Source organism: Ligilactobacillus sp. WC1T17, from assembly GCA_900110005.1.
Classification (GTDB): domain Bacteria; phylum Bacillota; class Bacilli; order Lactobacillales; family Lactobacillaceae; genus Ligilactobacillus; species Ligilactobacillus ruminis_A.
In genome coordinates this window covers 85,679-105,177 of sequence record FOCC01000005.1, presented here as the reverse complement: position 1 = coordinate 105,177, position 19,499 = coordinate 85,679, and the positions used below count along the sequence as shown (strand labels likewise).

Genomic DNA, 19,499 nt, shown 5'->3' with positions numbered 1-19,499 from the left:
AAAGAGGTTTGTGCTAAATGTCAAAATTAGTATTTATCCGTCACGGTCAAAGTGAATGGAACTTGAAGAACTTGTTCACTGGCTGGGTTGACGTTAACTTGAGCGAAAAAGGTGAAGAAGAAGCTAAGGAAGCTGGTCGTAAGCTTAAAGAAGCTGGTATCGAATTCGACCAAGCCTACACTTCTGTCTTGACACGTGCCATCAAGACTCTCCACTTTGCGCTTGAAGAATCAGGCCAACTTTGGATTCCTGAAACAAAGACATGGCGTCTTAACGAACGTCACTACGGTGCTTTACAAGGTCAAAACAAGGCTGAAGCAGCTGAAAAATTCGGTGATGAACAAGTTCACATCTGGCGTCGTTCATACGATGTATTGCCTCCACTTTTGAGTGCTGATGATGAAGGTTCTGCAGCAAACGATCGTCGTTACGCAAACCTTGACCCACGCATCGTTCCTGGTGGTGAAAACTTGAAAGTTACTTTGGAACGTGTTATTCCATTCTGGGAAGATCACATCGCTCCAGACTTGTTGGCTGGCAAGAACGTTATCGTGGCTGCACACGGTAACTCACTTCGCGCTTTGACTAAGTACATCGAAAACATCTCTGATGAAGACATCATGAATGTTGAAATGGCTACTGGTCAACCAGTTGTTTACGACTTGGATTCCAAGCTCAACATCGTTTCAAAAGAAAAGCTTTAAGCTTAATTTTGATGTAAAAAAAGCCGCTGTTACAGCGGCTTTTTGCCTTTTTAAAAAGGCAGGATTTAAATCCTGCCTTTCTTTATTTTTGGTTAAGTTCAGCGGTCAAAGCGCAAATCTTATCGACTGTTTCACCTAAAAAGGCAATCGTATTCTTCAATGGTTCGGCTGAGGAGACATCAACGCCGGCAACTTTAGCAGCTTCCAGTGGCGTCTTTTGATCGCCTAAGGAAATATATTCCAACCAGCGGTCAATTTCCGGCTGGCCTTCTTTTAAGAAGCGCAGGTAGGCTTGAGTGGAGATGGTTAAACCAGCTGAATAAGAATAAGAGTAAAGCCCCATGTAGTAGTGGCTTTGACGCATCCAGGTGAGACCGGCATCTTCATCGATGTCCACAGCATCGCCCCAGAATTTCTTTTGGACGGACATCTTGATTTCAGTCAATTTTTGTCCATCAAAGCCTTGACCGGCATCGATCAATTTGTAAACCTCACGCTGGAAAGCAGCTTCTAAGAGGTGGGTGATGAAGTTGTGGAAATAAGTATTGGTCATCATGGTTGTGTAAGCAAAGCGCAGTTTACGTGGATCAGAGCTTTGCTTTTCCAAATAATGAGTCATCAACAGTTCATTGAATGTCGATGGTGATTCAATCAGGTAAAGTGATGGTTCACCGGCTAAAATCGGATTGTGTTTGTTGATGGAGATGAAGTTGCCAGCGTGACCCAATTCATGCACTAAGGTGTAGATGTCAGGCAAAACACCAGTCCAAGACATTAAAATATAAGGATGCAAGCCATAAGGCGTGGTTTCAAAACCGCCTGATTCTTTGCCGGCATTAACGGGGAAGTCAATCCAGCGATCTTTGAAGGCATTTTTGATAGCTGCATAATAGTCTTCACCCAGCGGTGCCAGGGCGCCTTTAACATATTGGGGCGCATCTTTTAAGTTAATTTCCAAAGCAAAATCAGGATCTAAGTCGATTTGCAAGTCAGAATAGACCATCTTATCAAGGCCGCGTTCTTTTTGAATCAGCTTCATATACTTTTGCATAATAGGACCTAATTCATTGATAATCAGGTCAATTTGGCGGTCAAACATGTCACGGGTAACTTCTTGTGAGCTTAAAAGGTAGTCAATGACAGAATCAAAGCCGCGCATGGTAGCAATAGTTTTTTCTTTTAAGACATGATTATAGTAGTTGGCTGCAATGGTATTTTGATGTTGGCGCAAGACGTTGGAAAAAATCTTGTGAGCCGTATGTCTTACCCGCGGATCTTTATGATATTGGTAAGTATTTTCGTAAAGGACAAATGACATAGGATACTTTTTGCCGTCAATTTCAAAGTCTTCCATGGAAAAATCAGCTGCTCTGGCAGTGGTATAAAGGCCTTCTTGACCATTTAAGACCGGAGATAAAGAGGCCAAAGCCTTTTCAACTTTGGGACTTAATAGATGTTTTTTGTCTTTTTTCCAGTGACGGGTCAAGTTAGCGTAGGCTGGTGCCAAAGCTTGAACTTCATCTAAAACTTTGGTGTCATTTTGCATAACTTCATTATTGAAAAAGGTTAAGTCAGCTTCGATTTTAGCACTTGCAGCGGAAACGTCTCGCAAAAGCTGGTTGAAATGCTCATCGGTCATATCGCTGGCTTGTTGCAAGAAAGCATAATGATCTAACCAGGATAATTTTGTTAAAATTACTTCCAAGGGTTTAAAACTTTGAACAATGGTTTTGGCGTCGGTTAACTTGCCCTGGTAGTTTTTGACAAAGTCCAAAGCTAAGTTTTGGGCTGTGGTTAAATCAGCATAAAAGGCTGCATCATCAGGATAGATGGCGGTCACATCCCAGGTTAAATTTTGGTCAACGTCTTTTCTTTTTGGTAATGACACAAAAAGGCCTCCTTTAGGTTTAATTTAGACTAGTATACCATGAGAAAATAATTATAGAAAGTTTAATGACCACGTAGAAAAATATTTAAAAAAAGGTCGTATTTTTTTTACAAAAATAGCAAAAGTTGTTATAATGAAGGCGTAAACTACTGGGGTGCCACATGGCTGAGAAAGACCCATTGACCTGATCTAGGTAATGCTAGCGCAGGGAGTTTAGTCATAGTCCCCCGAGTAGATAGAGGGGGTTATTTTATGCAGATTGATCAAAAAAAGCGGTCGCTTTGGTCGCTGAAAGATGTCATTTTTATTGCTTTAATCGGGATTTTCTTTGGCATTATTTATCAATTGTGGAGTTTTGTCTATTACGCGTTAGCGGCAACCCCGCTCAAAGTTTTTGCAAATGATGCTACTTTAGGGGTTTGGCTGATGGCCGGACCACTGGCTAGTATGTTGCTGCATAAAAAAGGCGCTTCAGTGGTAGGTGAATTATTAGCTGCCACGGTTGAAATGGTGCTTTTTTCCAGCTGGGGTGCGGCCAATTTGTTGTCAGGCCTTATTCAAGGTGTAGGCTCTGAATTGGGCTTTGCTTCAACAGGTTACCGCGATTATGGGATTAGAAGTTTGGCCAGCATGGTCATATTTGAAAGTATCATCACTTTTTTGTGGGATTTATTCCAATCCGGCTACATCGAATATAGTTTGAGTACTTTGATGGTATTATTTGCAATTCGGGTGGTATCAATTACGCTTTTTGCTGGGGTGTTAGTCTATTTTATCGACAAACTTGTGGAAAGAGCAGGTATTTTAACCCGTGATTAATTTAACGTTGAATCAGGTGACCTTTGCTTATCGGCAAGGGTCATTTCTTTTAGAGAATTTTTCATACCAAGTCCAGGCTGGAGTGACGCTGATTACTGGAAAGAGTGGTTCAGGCAAAACGACCCTGCTGAAAATTATGTGTGGCCTTCTGCCAACCTATGGCGGGACGCTTACAGGTGAAGTTTTATTGGAACATCAAGCGCTTGATAGAGTGCCTAAAAATGAATTGGCGGCCCAAATAGGCTATTTGATGCAAAATCCTAGCCGCAGTTTTGCCATGAAGACAGTCGAAGACCAGCTGCTGTTTGGCTTAGAAAATCTGCAGCTGGCACCAGACGTCATTTGGAGTCGCTTAGAAGAAGCGCTGGTGAAGTTTAATTTACAAAAAAAAAGACACCAGCCCGTCCAGACCTTATCTGGAGGAGAGCAGCAAAAAGTTGCGTTAGCGCAAATTTATTGTCAAAGAAGTTCGTTAATTTTATTGGATGAACCCTTCGCAAATATTGATGCCAAAAGTCGGGCAGAACTATTGGAATTGATTAAGGATTTAAAGAAGCAAAAAATAAGCTTTGTGATTTGCGATCATGATCAAAATGGCTACCAGGGCCTGGCGGACTTTGTTTATGAATTTACTTCCACGGGATTAAAGACAACTCATTTAAAAAGTTATCCACCTGTGGAAAACTTTACACTGCCTCAAAAAGCTGTGTCTAAATTTAAAGCAGAATGCCTCAGTGTAAAAAATCCCAGCCAAGTGCTGCTTTTAGAGGCTTCTTTTAGCCTGGCTAAAGGCCAAATTGGTTTATTATCAGGACCAAATGGCAGCGGGAAGTCCACTCTACTAGCGGCTTTGAGCCAACTTAACGCTTACCAGGGAAACATTTATTATGACGGACGGGTTGCCCGTAAAAGGAAGCTGAAAAAATGGGCACAAATCGTGGGATTAGGTTTTCAACAGGCTGAAGAGCAATTTACCGAAATCTTGGTGCAAGATGAAATTGCGCTGGCCCAGAAAAACAGCCAACATCCTGACTATTGGACCAAAGCTCAAGTGGACCAGTTAACCCGGAAACTAAATTTAACGGGTGTGTTAAAGCAATCAGTTTACCAACTGTCAGGTGGCCAGCAAAAAAAGCTGCAGCTGCTACTGCTGCTGGTACTGGCTCCGCCTGTTTTGCTGTTGGATGAGCCGTTAGCTGGGCTTGATTATCGATCTTATGCGGTGGTACTGGAAAATTTAGCGCAAACAGTTAAGGATTTAAATTTAGAATGCTTAATGGTGTCACACCAGCGTTATCTATTAAATGGATATATTGCTTATGAATTACGCTTGCAAAATAAGCAGCTAGTTGAGGTGAGACGATGAATCCAGCGGTAATTTTTGTGATAATGTGTACTTTTGGCTTAGATTTAGCGTTTGAAAAAAGTGTTTGGGTTAACTTAAGTATTATTTTGGGCTGTATCGTTTTTTTAAGCCTAAAAAAAGCGGCGCTTAAGAAAATTATGCTTGCACTGCTATGGTCAGCTCCGCTTGTTTTGGGAACCGGCTGGTCGCAGTATTTGTATGCCCGTCAGGATAACTGGCATGCAGCTTTGATTTATGCTAGTCGGGCGGAAGCGTATCTTTTTTTGGCTTTGATTTTACTGCTGCCGTATACGCTGGAAAAAATTTTAGCTAATTTAAGGGATCATTTGCATTTACCGGAACATTTTATGTACGGCTTGCTGGCAGCGTTAAATATGGCTGGTCATATTCGAGCGGAATGGCGCCGAATCCGCTATGCTTTTTTGCTGAAGCATAAATCGGCCAGTGTCTTAAATCCTAAACTCTATGTCAAAATTATTGTTTATGCGCTAAGTCTGGCTGATGACTTGGCCCAAGCTACGACAGCTCAGGGATTTGATGCTTTAAATGTGCGGACGCATGTTCAATACGATTATCTGCCTAAAAGGCAGTGGCTCTTGGCTGGACTTATTTTTCTTTTACTAATAGGAAGTAATTTTTTGAATTTATGGTAAAAACCTGCTGATAAAGCAGGCTTTTTTATTTTATCTTGAGAGCTTAACTCTTTTTTAGTGATTTTAGCGGAAGATTTCAGATTCTATTAAGAATTGTCCCCTAAAATGATGGATGTAGTGTTGATTAGGAGGAAAATGATGAAACATTTAAAGGATAATATTTATCTCAGTTTTATTTTAAAAACCATTTTTTATTTTGGAATTTTATTTGCCTTGCTGTACTTATACAGCTATAGCGGGATTAATCAGCCTCATTTCATCTACAACGAATTCTAAGGAGAAGAGAAAATGCAAAATATTATTGAACAAATTGATCAGGTGGCAAAAACCTATCCAGACCGCATTTGCTACGACTATCTTGGAAGCACCCATACTTATCAGGAATTAAAAACTAAATCTGATGCGTTAAGCAATTATTTAAAGCAGACCTTACCTAAAGAAGGTCCGGTGATTGTTTATGGAGGACAAAAATTTGATGTGCTGGTGACTTTTTTAGCAGTTGTCAAAGCCGGCCACGCTTATATTCCGGTTGATGTCAACTCATCTTTGGACCGGCTGAAGGTTATTGCTGAAATTGCCAAGCCGGCCGCTTGTTTAGCTTTAGAAACGCTGCCTGAAATAGACCTTGATCTTTTGGTTATGGAACAAGCAGCTTTAAAGGCACAAATGAATAATACTAAAGCGGTGGCAGATGTCAGTACTTATGTCAGCAATCAAGATATTTTTTATATCATCTTTACTTCCGGAACCACCGGCCAGCCTAAAGGGGTCCAAATCAGCCATGATAACTTATTAAGTTTTATCACGTGGATGAATCAGACTTTCCCCAAGGCTTTCAGTCAAACTAGCCTGTCACAGGCGCCTTATTCCTTTGACCTTTCAGTAATGGATCTTTATCCAACCTTGGTTAACGGTGGTAAATTAGCGGTTTTACCTAAAGATGTGACGGCTAATTTTAAAGACCTCTTCAGCTGGCTGCCGCAGTTAAAACTTAATACGTGGGTTTCGACACCGTCATTTGCCGATATTTGCCTCATAAATCCAGATTTTAATGCGCAAAAGCTGCCTGATTTAAACTATTTTCTGTTTTGCGGCGAAGAATTAACGCATGCGACGGCGCAAAAATTAAAAACCCGCTTTCCCAGCGCTAAAATCTACAATACCTACGGCCCTACGGAAGCAACCGTAGCCGTAACTCAAGTTGAAATTACCCAAGATATTTTAGACGCCTATCCCCGCTTGCCAATCGGCATTTGCAAAGATGATGCGCAGATAGTCTTGTTAGATGATGATGGAAAGGACGTTGCTTTAGGGCAGACAGGTGAAATTGTGATTGTCGGCGGCGGTGTTTCCAAGGGATATTTAAATAATCCGCTTAAAACCAGACAGACCTTTTTAACCTACCAAGGACGCCCAGCTTATAAAACCGGTGATTTAGGCCGCTTTGATGCTAAAGGACAACTGCTATATGCCGGACGCAAAGATTTTCAGATCAAACTGCATGGTTACCGCATTGAATTAGAAGATGTTGATCAATGCTTAAGCCGGGTTAGTTTTGTGAATAAAGCCGCTGCTGTACCAAAATATGATCAAAATCATAAGGTCAGCCAATTAATTGCTTATGTCAAAGCTGAAAACCATCATTTTACCAGTAATTTTCAATTAACCCAAGCTATTAAGCAGGAGTTGAAAGCTGTGATGATGCCTTACATGATGCCTAACCGTTTTGTGTATGTTGATGAATTGCCTTTGACGCCAAATGGCAAGGTTAACCGTAAACTCCTCTTAAAGGAGGTCAACGGGGATGCCTAATCTGCAGCCTTATCAAAATCCAACTTATTTTGTGTGGCTGATAGGCGGACTAATTCCGCTGATGATTGGCCTTTTAAGAGGTAAGCGCTGGCGTTTATATGAAACGGGCTTATCTTTGGCTTTCTTACTGCTTACTTTTGGTGCTGAAAAATACCATCAGGGTTTGGCTTTAGTCGCCTATGTTATTTTTGAAGTCGCTTTGTTATACCTTTATCTGCATTACCGGCAAAAGCATAATTCGGGCTGGATATTTACGGCTGCGGTCGCTTTGGCCATAGCACCGCTGGTCATGGTTAAATTGACACCTTTTATCTTTGGCAAGGCTTCATTATTAGGCTTTTTGGGGATCAGTTATTTAACATTTAAGGTTGTCGGGATTGTAATGGAAATTCGGGATGGTGCGATTAAGGAGCTTAAATTCTTTGAATTGGTGCACTTCATTTTATTTTTCCCCACGATTTCGTCAGGACCAATTGATCGTTACCGGCGGTTTTTAAGCGATTATCAAACCGTGGTTTCAAAAGATGAGTATTTGGAAATGCTGGAAAAAGGCGTACACAACATCTTTTTAGGTTTTTTATATAAATTTATTTTGGCTTATCTTTTCGGCACGGTTTGGCTGCCGCAAGTTGGGCATTTAGCCTTAGCTCATGGTGGATTTTCCTGGTGGCTGGTGCTATATATGTATGTTTATGCTATGGATTTGTTCTTTGATTTTGCCGGTTATAGTTTATTTGCGGTCGGTATCAGCTATTTTATGGGAGTTAAGACGCCGATTAACTTCAATAAGCCTTTTTTAGCGCCTAATATCAAAGAATTTTGGAATCGTTGGCACATGTCTTTATCATTTTGGTTTAGAGATTATATTTATATGCGCTTTGTTTTTTTTGTCATGAAAAATAAGCTGCTCCAAGACCGGATCTTAATTTCACAAGTGGGATATTTGGTTCTCTTTTTAATCATGGGTTTTTGGCATGGTTTGACTTGGTATTATATTGTGTATGGTTTGTATCATGCTTTAGCGATTATCATTTGCGATATGTGGCTTAGGTTTAAGAAAAAGCACCGCCTGCCGCATAATAAGGCGACCAAAGCCTTGGGTGTGGTCATAACTTTTAATACTGTGTGCCTGTCATTTTTAATTTTTTCAGGCTTTTTAGATAAATTATTTTTTTAAATTAGGAGATAAAAAATTATGCAAACAACAATTTTAGATATTTTAGAAGATTTAACGGCAAGTGATGAAGTCAGAAATAATCTCGACCTCAACTTATTTGAAACCGGACTTTTAGATTCAATGGCAACGGTACAGTTGCTATTAGAATTGCAAAGCCAATGTGGGATTGAAGTGCCTGTTTCAGAATTTGACCGCAGTGCTTGGGATACACCTAACAAGATTATTAAGCAAGTTGAGCGTTTAAGTTAAGATGAAAAAGAAATTATGGTTAATTTTTGGGCCGGCTTTGTGTGCAGGCATGCTGCTGCTGCTTTTTTTGGGCTCACCTTTCTTGACTAAAATTAAATATTCAAAAAAGACGTTACAGCAGGCAGCCTCTTCGCAGGCAGCAAATGTTTTTAAAGGCGGAGCGCTTAAGCAGCAGGCTTTTAGCGGCCAATATGTCCCTTTTTTCGGTTCCTCTGAATTATCACGCTTTGATCCGCTGCATCCGTCTATTTTAGCAGCCAAATATCACCGGCCTTACCAGCCTTTTTTGCTGGGAACAGCTGGGACCCAGTCGTTGTCGCATTATTTTTCGATGCAACCGGCTAACGCAAGTCTGCAGGGCAAAAAGGCTGTCTTTATTATTTCGCCACAGTGGTTTGTGAAACAAGGATGTGATAAAAATGCTTTTGGCTACTATTATTCCAACTTGCAAGTCGTCGATTTCATTTTGCAAACTAAAGATGCGCCGGCTACCCGTTATGCAGCTAAACGGGTGCTTTCACTGACAGATATTTCTGATCAGTGGCTGAAAAAAGCGCTTGAGGCCAAGGCTAAAGGGCAAAAACTGGATTGGGCGACTAAAAATTATCTGATTTATAAAAAGCACGAATTAACACATGAAGATGTGATGTTTTCCAATTTGAAGATTAAAAACCGAACTAAATTAATCCAAAAAAAGACAGCTTTACTACCGGATAAGTATAATTTAGCTTCATTAGATCAAACGGCTAAGACCTTAGGCCAAAAACATACTTCGGGCAATCCTTTTGAAGTGTCGCACACTTTTTGGAATAAGAAGCTCAAGGATAACTATCAAAGACTAAAGGGAAAACAAGCGGCTTTTGATTATACGCAATCCGTTGAATTTGCCGATTTTGAGTTGGTTTTGCAGCAATTCAAGCAAAACAAGATGCAGGTGTTATTTGTTATTCCGCCGGTGAATGCTAAATGGATGGCCTATACGGGGTTGTCGGCTGCAATGCTCCAGCGGTTTAACCAAAAGATTACTTACCAATTAAAAACACAAGGGTTTAATAATATTTGCGATTTGTCGACGAATTATCAAAAATATTATATGCAAGATACCATTCATTTAGGCTGGCGCGGCTGGCTGGCTTTGGATCAACAGGTCAAACCCTTTATGGCGCAAACTTATCAAGTACCTAAGTACCATTTGCACGCTTACTTCTATAGTCAAAAATGGCAAAATTTGTCAGGTAAGCAAATTGAACAATTAAAATAAATAAAGCCCCTTGGTTAACCAAGGGGCTTTTTGCAAATATCCTAAAACTTCTAAGAGTGAAGTGCTTAACTTTGCATAAGTGGTTATGACCGTAAACAATGTTTGATGAATTGATCGTAAACATCAATCATTTGTTTGGACCAAAAAGCGTTATGGCCATGCGTGGCGCCACGCAGTAGGTATAATGCTGCATCTTTGTTGGCTTGCTTCAAAGCCTGGTACAAGTCGACGCTTTCTTGGCAGGATACCGTAAAATCTTTGGTGCCGTGGGCAATTAAGATGGGGCTAAAAGCATATTCTGCATAGTATTTAGGACAAGCTTTTTGTGTTTCTTCCAAGTTGTCATTGATATCAAATCCCATAAAGCGCCCTTCAGGACTGGTTTTAGTTTGGTGGTCAAAAGTGGTAGGAAAGCCATCAGCTAAAGTTAAATCAACCGCACCGTAAAGGTCGATAATCCCTTTGACTTTGATGGATGTTTGGTATACAGGATGGTCAAATAAAGTTGTGTTAATGGTCATCCCCGTCATGCAGGCCACTTGCCCGCCAGAAGAGTCGCCCATTACAATAAAGTTATTAGCATCAAGGCTGAATTCATTGGCGTGCAATGTTAGATAACGCAGGGCATTTTTGGCATCAATGATCGGGGCTGGAAAATGAAATCCGTGTTCATAATCGCGATACTGCATTAGGAAAATGACATAGCCTTTTTGGGCTAAGCGGCCTAATTTAGCCACGTTGTGGTAAATATCTTGGGTAGCCCAGTGGCTGCCTTGGATAAATAAAATACCCGGAAACAGTTGCTTAGGACGGTTGAAAATCGTTGGTTTAATAACTTGAAGCTTTAGAGCGGTCTTATTTTCCGTCATAAAAGTGACATCAGGCTGGTATTCAAGCCCAACTTCTTCACCGGTAGCGGTTATTTCAACCGCACCGGCTACTTGGTCACTAAAATCGGGGAAGTTATCATAGTTATAAGCTTTAATTTCATAGTGCATTGAGCAGGCTTCTTTCTGAAAAATTATTTATTGGTTCCGGCAGCTAAATCGTCTTCGGTGAAATGATAAGGAATCAGACGGTCAACGGTTGATCTGATAAAATCACCTTTAACATTGGTTAAGATGACAGGGGTGTCAGGAGCCATGAATTCAGTCATGACTTGGCGGCAAATACCGCAAGGCGAGATAGGCCGGTCGGTGTTGCCGGTGATTAAAAGGCATTTGATAGGATCGTTTGTTAAGCCTTGGTTAACCCAGGAAAAAAGGGCGGTTCTTTCGGCGCAATTGGTAGCCCCGTAAGAAGAATTTTCAATGTTGACACCGAGGATAATTTTGCCGGATGCGGTCATCAAAGCAGCTCCTACATGAAATTTAGAATAGGGAGCATAAGCATCTTTTAAATGTGCGACGGCTAAGTCAAAAAGTTTTTGTTCAAGATCATTCATAAATGTTTCCTCCTTTGCGATACCTTATTTTTGTTATAACATGCAGCTTTGCACGGTGTAAATATGAATTTGCGGTCTTTTTGCTTGTTAAAGCCTGGCAGTTCTTGGTAGAATGAATTTATTATAATGATGGAAGGCTTTAGTGTGGATATTAAAACAAAGATTTTTGGTCATCGGGGCTATCCTAAAAAATTTGCGGAAAATTCGTTAGAGGGTTTTGCTTATTGCGTTAAAAATGGTGCCGAAGGAATTGAATTTGACGTACATTTGACTAAAGACCAGGTGCCGGTAGTGATTCACGATGAGAAGGTCGACCGGACAACTGATCAAAAAGGTTTAATTAAGGACATGACTTTAGCGCAGGTGAAAGCTTGTCATCTGCAAAATGGCGAAAGTATTCCTACTTTGACCGAAGTTTTAGCGATTTTAAAGACTTATCCAGGGTTGATTAATTTAGAATTCAAGACGGACAAACAGGCTTATCCGGGTTTAGTGGAAAAAGTGCTTTATTTGGCGCAGGATTTCCCTCAAATTATTTATTCGTCGTTTAATTTGGAGACTTTACGCCAGGCATTAGCTTTCGATGCGACTTTAGACTGTAATTATTTGGTTGATTTTGAGGTTGAAAATCCGCAAAAATTGCTTCAAGAAAACCGCCTCAAGGGCCTTCATCCCCATTTGTGGCATGATTTTTCGGGGGTGCAAAGAATTTGGACCATTGATGATGAGCTTTTGGCGCAAAAATTAATGCAAAAAGGGGTCAGTGGTCTTTTTACTAATGATTTTGAAAAAATGAACCGGCTAAAAGAGAGGATGAAAGCAGATGCTTAAAAACTGTGATAACTTCCGCGATATGGGCGGAATTGTGATGGCTGATGGACGTATTTTGAAGCAGAAAAAAGTTATCCGCAGCGGTAAATTAAGCCGTTTGACTGAACCGGAATTAACTTTTTTAAAGGCGTACGGTTTGCATGATGATGTTGATTTTCGGTCGAAAGCAGAACAAAGGCATGAACCGGACCGGATTCCAGCTGGAGTTAATTACCATTTTGTTTCGGTTTTTCCAATTGATGAAACCAACAGTACAAATGAAAAATGGGAATCGAGGCGTAATTATTATACCGATGACCGGGCAGCTTTAAATGATATGTTGGAAGCTTACAAGGATATCGTCTTGGAAGACAGCTCCAAAAAAGCATATCGGACTTTTTTTGATGTTTTATTGGCGAATACCAAAGACGATGAATCGGTTCTGTTCCATTGTTCCGCCGGCAAAGACCGCACGGGAATGGGGGCGGTGTATCTTTTGACCGCTTTGGGAGCTGATAAAAAGACCATTAGACAAGATTATTTGGCTTCAAATCAATATTTGAAAGCTCAGCAAATCAAAGATCATCAAGAAGCCCAGCCTAAAGGAGCAATTTTTACGCAAAATATTGATTATTTAGGCATGGTTTCGGAACAATATTTAGATCATGCTTTGGCTGTAATGCAAAAAGAATATGGCACGGTGGCGCAGTATTTAGCGAGTGAATTGCAGTTAACAAAAGCCCAGCAAAAAGATTTGCGGCAATTATATTTGAAATAAAAAAATGCCCTTTAATGGGCATTTTTTTTAGCATTTTTAACATGGTTAAACCTTCGGCAAAATGGTTAGCGTCATTTTGCAATTGGGCTTTTTCAGCATAAATTTCCCAAAATATATCAAAACGGCAGAGTTTTTGAGCTAGAGATAAGGATTTTTCCAAATAGCAGCATTTTTTGACTAAGATTTAGCTTTTTTTAAGAAATTAAAGCAGGCATCAAGTATACCTGGAACCATAAAATCATTTGGCAGACTATCCTGCTAGCTTCAGGTGTCACCTTCTTTTTAGCGGCTTATAATTTGTTTTTGCCTTATTTAAATCACCTTTATCAAGGACAAATCAGTAATGCTTACGGGAAAGCATTGATTGGTGAATCTAGCGGTTCCATTTTATTTTCTTTTTTGGATAATAAAATTAAGTTTAAGCAAGGCCGCCTAAAAATAATTATCTCTTTGTATGGACTGGGTGTAGGCCTTGTGTTATTACCTGTTTTGGGTGAAATTATGCCACTGAATCTAGCTTGGAGCATATATCTGCCATTTATTTTAGTAGGTGGTTTTTTAGCTCTGTTTAACATCTCATTTTATACTTATATTCAATATATTTGCGATAACAAATATTTGGGCCGGGTATTTAGTGTGATTTTTACGGTAGCTATTTTGTTTATGCCTTTAGGCAGCTTTATTTTTGGCCAAGTGATGAGTATTAATAATTTAAGCTGTTTTGTAGTAGCTGGCGTGGGTATTTTTATTTTGAATACAGGTTATGCCTGGCTGCATAAATAAAAAAGGTGCTCAATTTGAGCACCTTTTTTAGATTAAAATCCCATGCAAGTGGTCAATTTCGTGCTGAATCGTTTGGGCAAAAAAGCCGGAGAAGGTTTGACTTTGACGGGTAAAATTCTTATCCAAATAAGTTACAGTAATTTTTTCATAGCGTTTTACTTCACGCTGGCCTGCTAAACTTAAGCAGCCTTCGGTGGTAGTATAAGGGTTTTCTTTGTGGGTAATTTGGGGATTGAGCATGACAGTCATAAAGGGTCCAAAATAGCAAGCAATAATCTGTTTATTGACACCAATCATGTTGGCTGCCATTCCAACACAGTGGTCTTGGTAGTGGGCTAAAGTATCACATAAGTCGGTGATTGTTTGCGTATCTTTTTTACTGGCAGGTGTGGCTTTTTTCTTTAAGAAAATAATATCATGGTTAATTTCTTTGATCATTTGGCTGATTTTCTCCCTTCTTTTTGTCACTTTTGATAAAAATGTCAAAAGGTGATTTGTCACCTGGATAATTGTCACATTTATAGCATTATTATATAATAAAAATGTTAATTTTATGTTAGTTAGGTTTAGTTTCTGGGGGAATAAAGGAATGTTGAATGGAGTTATTAAGAAGGCTGTATTAATTTTTTGTGCGCTCTTTTTGTCTATTGTGCTGGTTAATGTTAGGGTACAAGCTAATAGTCAAGGGCAGGTCGTTGAATATGCTGCTTTGCAAAAGGCGGTTTCAGCGCAGGCGGTGGAGCATTATCAAAAATTAAAGGCCTATCAAAAAGCTACTGATGACGGCAAGCAGGAATTGAATCAAGCGTTAATAGATGGACGGGAAGTGCTCAGCAGGAGGGCTTCACAAAAAGATGTTGATGCAGCTTTAAATCGAATTAACATTTGCTTGAATAACTTAGGCGGTCAGCCTGAATCGCTGCCGCATACAAGTAATGCAATAACACCAAAAAGGATTTATATGTCGCTGCTGTGGTGCGTGATTACTATTGGGGCAGCATGCACAGCAGTTTTAGGGATTGTTGTTCAAGTACGGAATAATAAAAGAGTATGAGATAGGACGTGTGCAAACACGCCTTTTTTATTTAATTTTAAAAAACGTTCAGAATTTGTTAAGAAGTAGGCGTCATAATATAGGCAATTAATGTTAAAGAAGATAAATGAGGTAAAACATGTTTCAAGGAAAAATTTTAATTGTGGAAGATGATGAAGATATCCGAATGGGGGTCAAAATCCTCTTAGAAGCCGAAAAGTATCAAGTTTTAGAAGCCCAAGACGGCCAAGAAGGCTTGGAGATTTTGGATAATAGTTTTGACCTAGTAATTTTAGATATTATGATGCCAAGGTTAAATGGGCTTTTGACCTGCCAAAAGATTCGGGAAAAATCAAATGTGCCGGTCCTTTTTTTAACAGCTAAATCGCAGGAAGCTGATAAGTTAGCAGGATTAATGGCAGGTGGAGATGATTATTTAGCTAAGCCGTTTTCATATGCAGAACTTTTAGGCCGAGTCAAAGCCTTGCTGAGACGCTATCAAGTATATCAGGGTAAAGAAAATCCTAAAGAGCCGGTGTTAGAACTGGCTGGCATTAAGCTTAATCGTGAATTTAATGAAATCGAGGCTCATGGGCAAAAGGTGGATGTTTCTGATTTAGAATATAAGATGTTAAGACTCATGATGGAACATCCGCAAAAGATTTTTTCAGCGCAAAATATCTACGAAAGTGTGTGGCGGGAACCGTATTTTTATACCTGTGCCAATACGGTGATGGTGCATATCCGCAAATTGCGGCTGGAAATTGAGCCTGATCCGCAAAATCCGCGCTACATCAAGACCGTGTGGGGAAGGGGATACCGGTTTGAAAATCCTGAAGAACTTTAAAAGCTGGCTTAAAAAAAGCCGCCCAAAATCCAAAAGCATCTATGTTGAACTGCTTTTGCTATTGCTGCTGGCTTTTGGTTTAGCGATTGGCTTTTTTTTAGCGGCTTATAATTTATCATCGAATTATCTTGATAAATACTATAGTCAAATTCATTATGAAACTAAAGAAAGTAAGCATTATGCCGCGCGCCTGCAAAAATACATCACCCAAAATAACCTGCAAACGACCGATAAAAAAGACTTAGATAAATGGGTTTTGAAACAGGGCATTTTGATGGTGGTGATTTATAAAAATGATAAGGTAGTTTATAACCGCAGCGGCGTGGCTGCCTCCTCCTTAGAAGAAGAGGATTTGACCAGCAAAGATTTTCAAATGACTTTTGCTGACGGCAAAGCGGCAGTTTATATTGAAGGAATCTATCCTTACCGCCTATATGATCTGGCTTTTTTTACAGTGATAATTTTGAGTTTTATCCTCTTCTTTAGCGTGGTGATGCTGGGAATCAGGTATCAGATAAAAAAAATTCAAAAATTAAGCCAAGATATTATGGTGCTGGAAGCAGGCGATCTGGACTATGAAATTAAGACTAAAGGGTATGATGAAATTGCTACTTTAGCAACGGGATTAAATGAAATGCGGTTGTCGTTAAAAGAGCAATTCAAGCAAAAAGATGAACTGATGGATGCTAACGCGAAGATGGTTACGTCTTTGTCGCATGATATCAGAACGCCTTTGACGTCGATTATGCTGTATACTGAAATTTTAAAAGCCGATCCCAAAGACGAAGAAAAAAGACAGGCCTATTTGGCTAAAATCGCCCAAAAAACCCAGCAGCTCAAAACTATGTCTGATCGATTATTTGAATATTCACTGGTTAATATTGAACAAGACGTCGAATTGGAAAAAAAGGGCAGTTTCAAAGAAGTTTTTTACGATCGCTTATCAGATATGTCCGGTTATTTATTCCAGCAGGGCTTTACCGTTGAGCCACAGTTTACAGCCACTAAGGGGCAGGTAGCTGTGCATGAAACATATATTACCCGGATTATGGATAATTTAACCTCTAATATTGTTAAATATGCAGACCAAAATAAGCCGGTTAAGATTTTAACCGGGGAAAATCAGCAATATATTTGGCTTTTATTTGAAAATAAAAGCCAAAATAAGCCTTCTAAAATTGATAGCAACCAGATAGGCTTAGAAAATGTTAAAAAAATGATGCGGAAAATGGGTGGTGGATGTGATATTCAGGCACAGACGGATTTATTTACCGTTATTTTAAAATTTAAGCGCATAAAATAAACAAAAAAGCTGGAAAATTATTATTTTCCAGCTTTTTTATGCCTATTTTGTTATAAAGACAGTAAAAAGATAGTAAAAATGAATTTTAGTATTAAAAAGCTAGTCTTTTGCTATTTGAGAATTAAGCTAAAATGACTGAAAAAGGCAAATTTAGAAACTTATCTTTTTTGAAAACGAAATCTTTCTTATTTGATCAATAATAAAACACTAAATGCAAAAAAAGATTCAAATATATATAAATTTAGGAGAAATTATGCTATTATATAAATTAATTAAGATATAATGATTAAATATTCAAAATTAAAAGGCTTAGGCGCGGGAGCCAGCAGTAAAAAATCGGGGTCTTGCAGATGAATTCGGACGTAAAAAAAATCTATCGCAATTTTTTAGGTGCTATAATGATACTTTTATTGGGGTTTCAAGTCCTTTTTTTCTTATTTATGCAGGCCAGTTTAACGAATAATGAGTGGAATAAATTAAATGAAGCGGCTAGTTTGATTAAATTGAAGCATTTAGAATATACGCAAACCAAAAAACACCAGGTTAGTTTAAAGGTGAAGACAAGTAAAGAAATTAGTCCTAAAGAAAATTTCGGCTTTTGGAATTTACAAAAAAGCTACTATCAAAAGCAAATCTTTGCCGCTTTGACTAAAAAAGATTTAGCTCAGTTAAAACAAGGCCGATATATACGCAAGTTGAAATGGGTTGACGGCAAAAGTATCTTAAAGATTTATCAACCTCAATATGATATTTCGGGCCGAATCATCGGAGTCTTAGCTGTCGAAGACCCGTCAAATGAATACGGCAGCCTGCTACTTACGCTAGTGGTCAATTTCTTGAAGGCCGATTGTGTACTGCTGCTTCTTTGTGGGAGTATTTTAGTCATTAAATTTAAAAAGCAAGTTAAGATATGTCAATTGAATATTAATTAAAAGCTGCCCTTAAGGCAGCTTTTTTAATTCCAGAAAAGCTCACTTTTTCACAAAAAAAGCGGTTACAGGGCGATTTTTTTAATTTAAATATTTAATCCTGGCATAAAAAGGACTATACTAAATCTGTAATTGAAGATTAACTAAAGACTTATATAGAAAGAGATGGATATAAAGATGGCTGAAGAAACAGAAGCCGAAGTAATGGTTGAAAATTTAGTTAAGCGTTCGCAACATGCCCAGAGTATTTTGTCGACTTTTTCACAAGAACAAGTTGACCACATTTGTGAAGCAATTGCCAAAGCCGGACAGGAACATGCCCAAGAATTGGCCCAAGCGGCCGTTAAAGAAACCCGCCGTGGGGTGGTAGCCGACAAAGTTACCAAAAATATTTTTGCCAGCCAATGCATTTGGGAAAGCTTAAAAGATGTCAAAACAGTCGGTGTTGTTAAGCGTGACCAGGCTAAAGGATTGGTTTCAATCGCTGAACCGATGGGGGTTATTGCGGGGGTTACACCAGTGACGAATCCAACCTCAACTGTTATTTTTAAAACTATGATTGCATTAAAGACAAGAAATACCATTGTCTTTGGCTTTCATCCGCAAGCCCAAAAGAGCTGTGTTTTAGCCGGCCAAATTGTCGCTAAAGCTGCTATGGAAGCGGGCGCACCAAAGGATTGTGTTTTATGGATTGAAGAGCCTAGTTTAGCTGCTACGACAGCTTTGATGCATGATAAAGGCGTCAGCTTGATTTTGGCTACGGGCGGTCCAAGTATGGTCGGGGCAGCATACTCTTCCGGCAAACCGGCTTTAGGGGTTGGTCCCGGCAATGGTCCAGCCTATATTTCAAAGAGTGCCAATGTGACTAAGGCCGTCGATGATATCGCGATGTCAAAGACCTTTGACAACGGGATGATTTGTGCTTCCGAAAATTCTATTGTTGTCGATGCTTCTATCTATGATGATGTTAAAAAGGAATTGGAAAAGCATGGGGCTTATTTCTTGAGCCAAGAACAAATTCCTGATTTCAGCGCTTCCTTCATTGATGAAAAGCGCAAAACAGTCCGGGGCATTTTAGCCGGTAAGAGCGCTAAAGAGATTGCCCTTTTATGCAGCCTTGATGTGCCTGAAAATACGCGGATTATTGTAGCTGAATTAAATGGGGTCGGTCCTGATTATCCTTTGTCAGCTGAAAAATTATCGCCGGTTTTGACTATGTATAAGGCTAAAGATGAACGGGAAGCCTTCTTTATCTGCCAACAATTGCTTGATTATGGCGGCCGTGGCCATACAGCTGCTATCCACAGCGAAGATGAAAGTTTAATTGTTAAATTTGCCCAAGAAATGACAGCCTGCCGTATTTTGGTCAATACACCATCTGCTTTAGGCGGGGTTGGCGGTTTGTATAACAACTTGACACCATCATTGACTTTGGGAACCGGGACTTATGGCGGTAATGCGGTTTCGCATAATATTACCGCTACTGACTTGCTTAATATGAAGACTGTTGCTTACCGAAGCGAAACCGGTTTTTTGAAGAACTTAGCTAAATCTAAATAAGACAAAAGCCCAAGCTTGCTTGGGCTTTTTTTGATGGGGTTGATGAATTATTTTCATTTAAAAATGAAAAACTTGAGTTTTAC

21 protein-coding genes and 1 riboswitch are annotated in these 19,499 nt (G+C 39.5%); of the genes, 17 read left to right on the top strand and 4 right to left on the bottom strand.

Annotated features, from left to right (window positions below; genetic code table 11):
* Nucleotides 1-17: 17 nt before the first annotated feature.
* Nucleotides 18-704, top strand: coding sequence for a 2,3-diphosphoglycerate-dependent phosphoglycerate mutase (locus BMX26_RS04515; RefSeq protein ID WP_075530270.1), 687 nt, complete (start codon nucleotides 18-20; stop codon nucleotides 702-704).
* Between the two features lie 82 nt (nucleotides 705-786).
* Here BMX26_RS04515 and pepF read toward each other — a convergent pair whose 3' ends face one another.
* Nucleotides 787-2,592, bottom strand: coding sequence for an oligoendopeptidase F (gene pepF / locus BMX26_RS04510; RefSeq protein WP_075530269.1), 1,806 nt, complete (start codon nucleotides 2,590-2,592; stop codon nucleotides 787-789).
* Nucleotides 2,593-2,732: 140 nt separating this feature from the next.
* A riboswitch (TPP riboswitch) is annotated at nucleotides 2,733-2,822 on the top strand.
* A 22-nt stretch (nucleotides 2,823-2,844) separates the two neighbouring features.
* Between pepF and BMX26_RS04505 the strand changes: the two genes are divergently transcribed.
* From BMX26_RS04505 to dltD, 8 genes are all read left to right on the top strand, one after another.
* Entirely contained in the window at nucleotides 2,845-3,411 is a 567-nt protein-coding gene (locus BMX26_RS04505) for an ECF transporter S component (protein WP_075530268.1), read from the top strand.
* Nucleotides 3,404-4,777, top strand: coding sequence for an ATP-binding cassette domain-containing protein (locus tag BMX26_RS04500; protein WP_075530267.1), 1,374 nt, complete (start codon nucleotides 3,404-3,406; stop codon nucleotides 4,775-4,777). Before BMX26_RS04505 ends, BMX26_RS04500 begins: the two co-directional genes overlap by 8 nt.
* Complete coding sequence (locus BMX26_RS04495) at nucleotides 4,774-5,430, top strand: hypothetical protein (protein ID WP_075530266.1); 657 nt, start codon at nucleotides 4,774-4,776, stop codon at nucleotides 5,428-5,430. Before BMX26_RS04500 ends, BMX26_RS04495 begins: the two co-directional genes overlap by 4 nt.
* A gap of 135 nt (nucleotides 5,431-5,565) precedes the next feature.
* On the top strand, nucleotides 5,566-5,706 hold the full coding sequence (locus BMX26_RS04490) for a teichoic acid D-Ala incorporation-associated protein DltX (RefSeq protein WP_075530265.1): 141 nt from the start codon (nucleotides 5,566-5,568) through the stop codon (nucleotides 5,704-5,706).
* Between the two features lie 12 nt (nucleotides 5,707-5,718).
* Nucleotides 5,719-7,242 (top strand): D-alanine--poly(phosphoribitol) ligase subunit DltA, encoded by a 1,524-nt coding sequence (gene dltA, locus BMX26_RS04485; protein ID WP_075530264.1) that lies wholly within the window; start codon nucleotides 5,719-5,721, stop codon nucleotides 7,240-7,242.
* Nucleotides 7,235-8,419 (top strand): D-alanyl-lipoteichoic acid biosynthesis protein DltB, encoded by a 1,185-nt coding sequence (dltB, locus tag BMX26_RS04480; protein ID WP_075530263.1) that lies wholly within the window; start codon nucleotides 7,235-7,237, stop codon nucleotides 8,417-8,419. The genes dltA and dltB overlap by 8 nt, the downstream gene beginning before the upstream one ends.
* An 18-nt stretch (nucleotides 8,420-8,437) precedes the next feature.
* The gene (dltC, locus tag BMX26_RS04475) at nucleotides 8,438-8,668 is read left to right on the top strand and encodes a D-alanine--poly(phosphoribitol) ligase subunit DltC (protein ID WP_075530262.1); all 231 of its coding nucleotides are present in this window, start codon (nucleotides 8,438-8,440) and stop codon (nucleotides 8,666-8,668) included.
* A 1-nt stretch (nucleotide 8,669) separates the two neighbouring features.
* Nucleotides 8,670-9,929, top strand: coding sequence for a D-alanyl-lipoteichoic acid biosynthesis protein DltD (gene dltD / locus BMX26_RS04470; protein WP_075530261.1), 1,260 nt, complete (start codon nucleotides 8,670-8,672; stop codon nucleotides 9,927-9,929).
* Between the two features lie 83 nt (nucleotides 9,930-10,012).
* On the opposite strand, the gene BMX26_RS04465 is transcribed toward dltD, so the two are convergent.
* Together BMX26_RS04465 and cdd are read right to left on the bottom strand one after the other, a co-directional pair.
* Entirely contained in the window at nucleotides 10,013-10,927 is a 915-nt protein-coding gene (locus BMX26_RS04465) for an alpha/beta hydrolase (protein WP_075530260.1), read from the bottom strand.
* Nucleotides 10,928-10,950: 23 nt separating this feature from the next.
* Complete coding sequence (gene cdd, locus BMX26_RS04460) at nucleotides 10,951-11,373, bottom strand: cytidine deaminase (protein WP_075530259.1); 423 nt, start codon at nucleotides 11,371-11,373, stop codon at nucleotides 10,951-10,953.
* 150 nt (nucleotides 11,374-11,523) lie between these two features.
* Between cdd and BMX26_RS04455 the strand changes: the two genes are divergently transcribed.
* The 3 genes from BMX26_RS04455 (at nucleotide 11,524) to BMX26_RS09485 (ending at nucleotide 13,744) form a co-directional block, all read left to right on the top strand.
* Nucleotides 11,524-12,204, top strand: a complete 681-nt coding sequence (locus BMX26_RS04455) for a glycerophosphodiester phosphodiesterase family protein (protein WP_173647570.1) — start codon at nucleotides 11,524-11,526, stop codon at nucleotides 12,202-12,204.
* The gene (locus BMX26_RS04450) at nucleotides 12,197-12,961 is read left to right on the top strand and encodes a tyrosine-protein phosphatase (RefSeq protein ID WP_075530258.1); all 765 of its coding nucleotides are present in this window, start codon (nucleotides 12,197-12,199) and stop codon (nucleotides 12,959-12,961) included. The genes BMX26_RS04455 and BMX26_RS04450 overlap by 8 nt, the downstream gene beginning before the upstream one ends.
* Before the next feature lie 474 nt (nucleotides 12,962-13,435).
* On the top strand, nucleotides 13,436-13,744 hold the full coding sequence (locus tag BMX26_RS09485; protein ID WP_143454857.1) for an MFS transporter: 309 nt from the start codon (nucleotides 13,436-13,438) through the stop codon (nucleotides 13,742-13,744).
* A gap of 27 nt (nucleotides 13,745-13,771) precedes the next feature.
* Here BMX26_RS09485 and BMX26_RS04440 read toward each other — a convergent pair whose 3' ends face one another.
* Nucleotides 13,772-14,182 (bottom strand): peptide deformylase, encoded by a 411-nt coding sequence (locus tag BMX26_RS04440; protein ID WP_075530256.1) that lies wholly within the window; start codon nucleotides 14,180-14,182, stop codon nucleotides 13,772-13,774.
* A gap of 151 nt (nucleotides 14,183-14,333) precedes the next feature.
* On the opposite strand from BMX26_RS04440, the gene BMX26_RS04435 reads away from it, so the two are divergent.
* The 5 genes from BMX26_RS04435 (at nucleotide 14,334) to BMX26_RS04415 (ending at nucleotide 19,416) form a co-directional block, all read left to right on the top strand.
* Nucleotides 14,334-14,798: a hypothetical protein gene (locus tag BMX26_RS04435; protein ID WP_075530255.1), complete on the top strand. Its 465-nt coding sequence runs from the start codon at nucleotides 14,334-14,336 to the stop codon at nucleotides 14,796-14,798.
* A 118-nt stretch (nucleotides 14,799-14,916) separates the two neighbouring features.
* Entirely contained in the window at nucleotides 14,917-15,624 is a 708-nt protein-coding gene (locus BMX26_RS04430; protein WP_075530254.1) for a response regulator transcription factor, read from the top strand.
* The gene (locus tag BMX26_RS04425) at nucleotides 15,602-16,927 is read left to right on the top strand and encodes a sensor histidine kinase (RefSeq protein ID WP_075530253.1); all 1,326 of its coding nucleotides are present in this window, start codon (nucleotides 15,602-15,604) and stop codon (nucleotides 16,925-16,927) included. Before BMX26_RS04430 ends, BMX26_RS04425 begins: the two co-directional genes overlap by 23 nt.
* 398 nt (nucleotides 16,928-17,325) lie before the next feature.
* The gene (locus BMX26_RS04420) at nucleotides 17,326-17,859 is read left to right on the top strand and encodes a hypothetical protein (RefSeq protein WP_180366053.1); all 534 of its coding nucleotides are present in this window, start codon (nucleotides 17,326-17,328) and stop codon (nucleotides 17,857-17,859) included.
* Between the two features lie 174 nt (nucleotides 17,860-18,033).
* Complete coding sequence (locus tag BMX26_RS04415) at nucleotides 18,034-19,416, top strand: aldehyde dehydrogenase family protein (RefSeq protein WP_075530251.1); 1,383 nt, start codon at nucleotides 18,034-18,036, stop codon at nucleotides 19,414-19,416.
* The last annotated feature ends 83 nt before the right edge of the window (nucleotides 19,417-19,499 follow it).

Bases quoted from the DNA above. Each gene is read 5' to 3' on its own strand.
- BMX26_RS04515 (WP_075530270.1), top strand. From the start codon at position 18: ATGTCAAAATTAGTATTTATCCGTCACGGTCAAAGTGAATGGAACTTG.
- BMX26_RS04505 (WP_075530268.1), top strand. From the start codon at position 2,845: ATGCAGATTGATCAAAAAAAGCGGTCGCTTTGGTCGCTGAAAGATGTC.
- BMX26_RS04495 (WP_075530266.1), top strand. From the start codon at position 4,774: ATGAATCCAGCGGTAATTTTTGTGATAATGTGTACTTTTGGCTTAGAT.
- BMX26_RS04490 (WP_075530265.1), top strand. From the start codon at position 5,566: ATGATGAAACATTTAAAGGATAATATTTATCTCAGTTTTATTTTAAAA.
- dltA (WP_075530264.1), top strand. From the start codon at position 5,719: ATGCAAAATATTATTGAACAAATTGATCAGGTGGCAAAAACCTATCCA.
- dltB (WP_075530263.1), top strand. From the start codon at position 7,235: ATGCCTAATCTGCAGCCTTATCAAAATCCAACTTATTTTGTGTGGCTG.
- dltC (WP_075530262.1), top strand. From the start codon at position 8,438: ATGCAAACAACAATTTTAGATATTTTAGAAGATTTAACGGCAAGTGAT.
- dltD (WP_075530261.1), top strand. From the start codon at position 8,670: ATGAAAAAGAAATTATGGTTAATTTTTGGGCCGGCTTTGTGTGCAGGC.
- BMX26_RS04465 (WP_075530260.1), bottom strand. From the start codon at position 10,927: ATGCACTATGAAATTAAAGCTTATAACTATGATAACTTCCCCGATTTT.
- cdd (WP_075530259.1), bottom strand. From the start codon at position 11,373: ATGAATGATCTTGAACAAAAACTTTTTGACTTAGCCGTCGCACATTTA.
- BMX26_RS04450 (WP_075530258.1), top strand. From the start codon at position 12,197: ATGCTTAAAAACTGTGATAACTTCCGCGATATGGGCGGAATTGTGATG.
- BMX26_RS04440 (WP_075530256.1), bottom strand. From the start codon at position 14,182: ATGATCAAAGAAATTAACCATGATATTATTTTCTTAAAGAAAAAAGCC.
- BMX26_RS04435 (WP_075530255.1), top strand. From the start codon at position 14,334: ATGTTGAATGGAGTTATTAAGAAGGCTGTATTAATTTTTTGTGCGCTC.
- BMX26_RS04430 (WP_075530254.1), top strand. From the start codon at position 14,917: ATGTTTCAAGGAAAAATTTTAATTGTGGAAGATGATGAAGATATCCGA.
- BMX26_RS04420 (WP_180366053.1), top strand. From the start codon at position 17,326: ATGATACTTTTATTGGGGTTTCAAGTCCTTTTTTTCTTATTTATGCAG.
- BMX26_RS04415 (WP_075530251.1), top strand. From the start codon at position 18,034: ATGGCTGAAGAAACAGAAGCCGAAGTAATGGTTGAAAATTTAGTTAAG.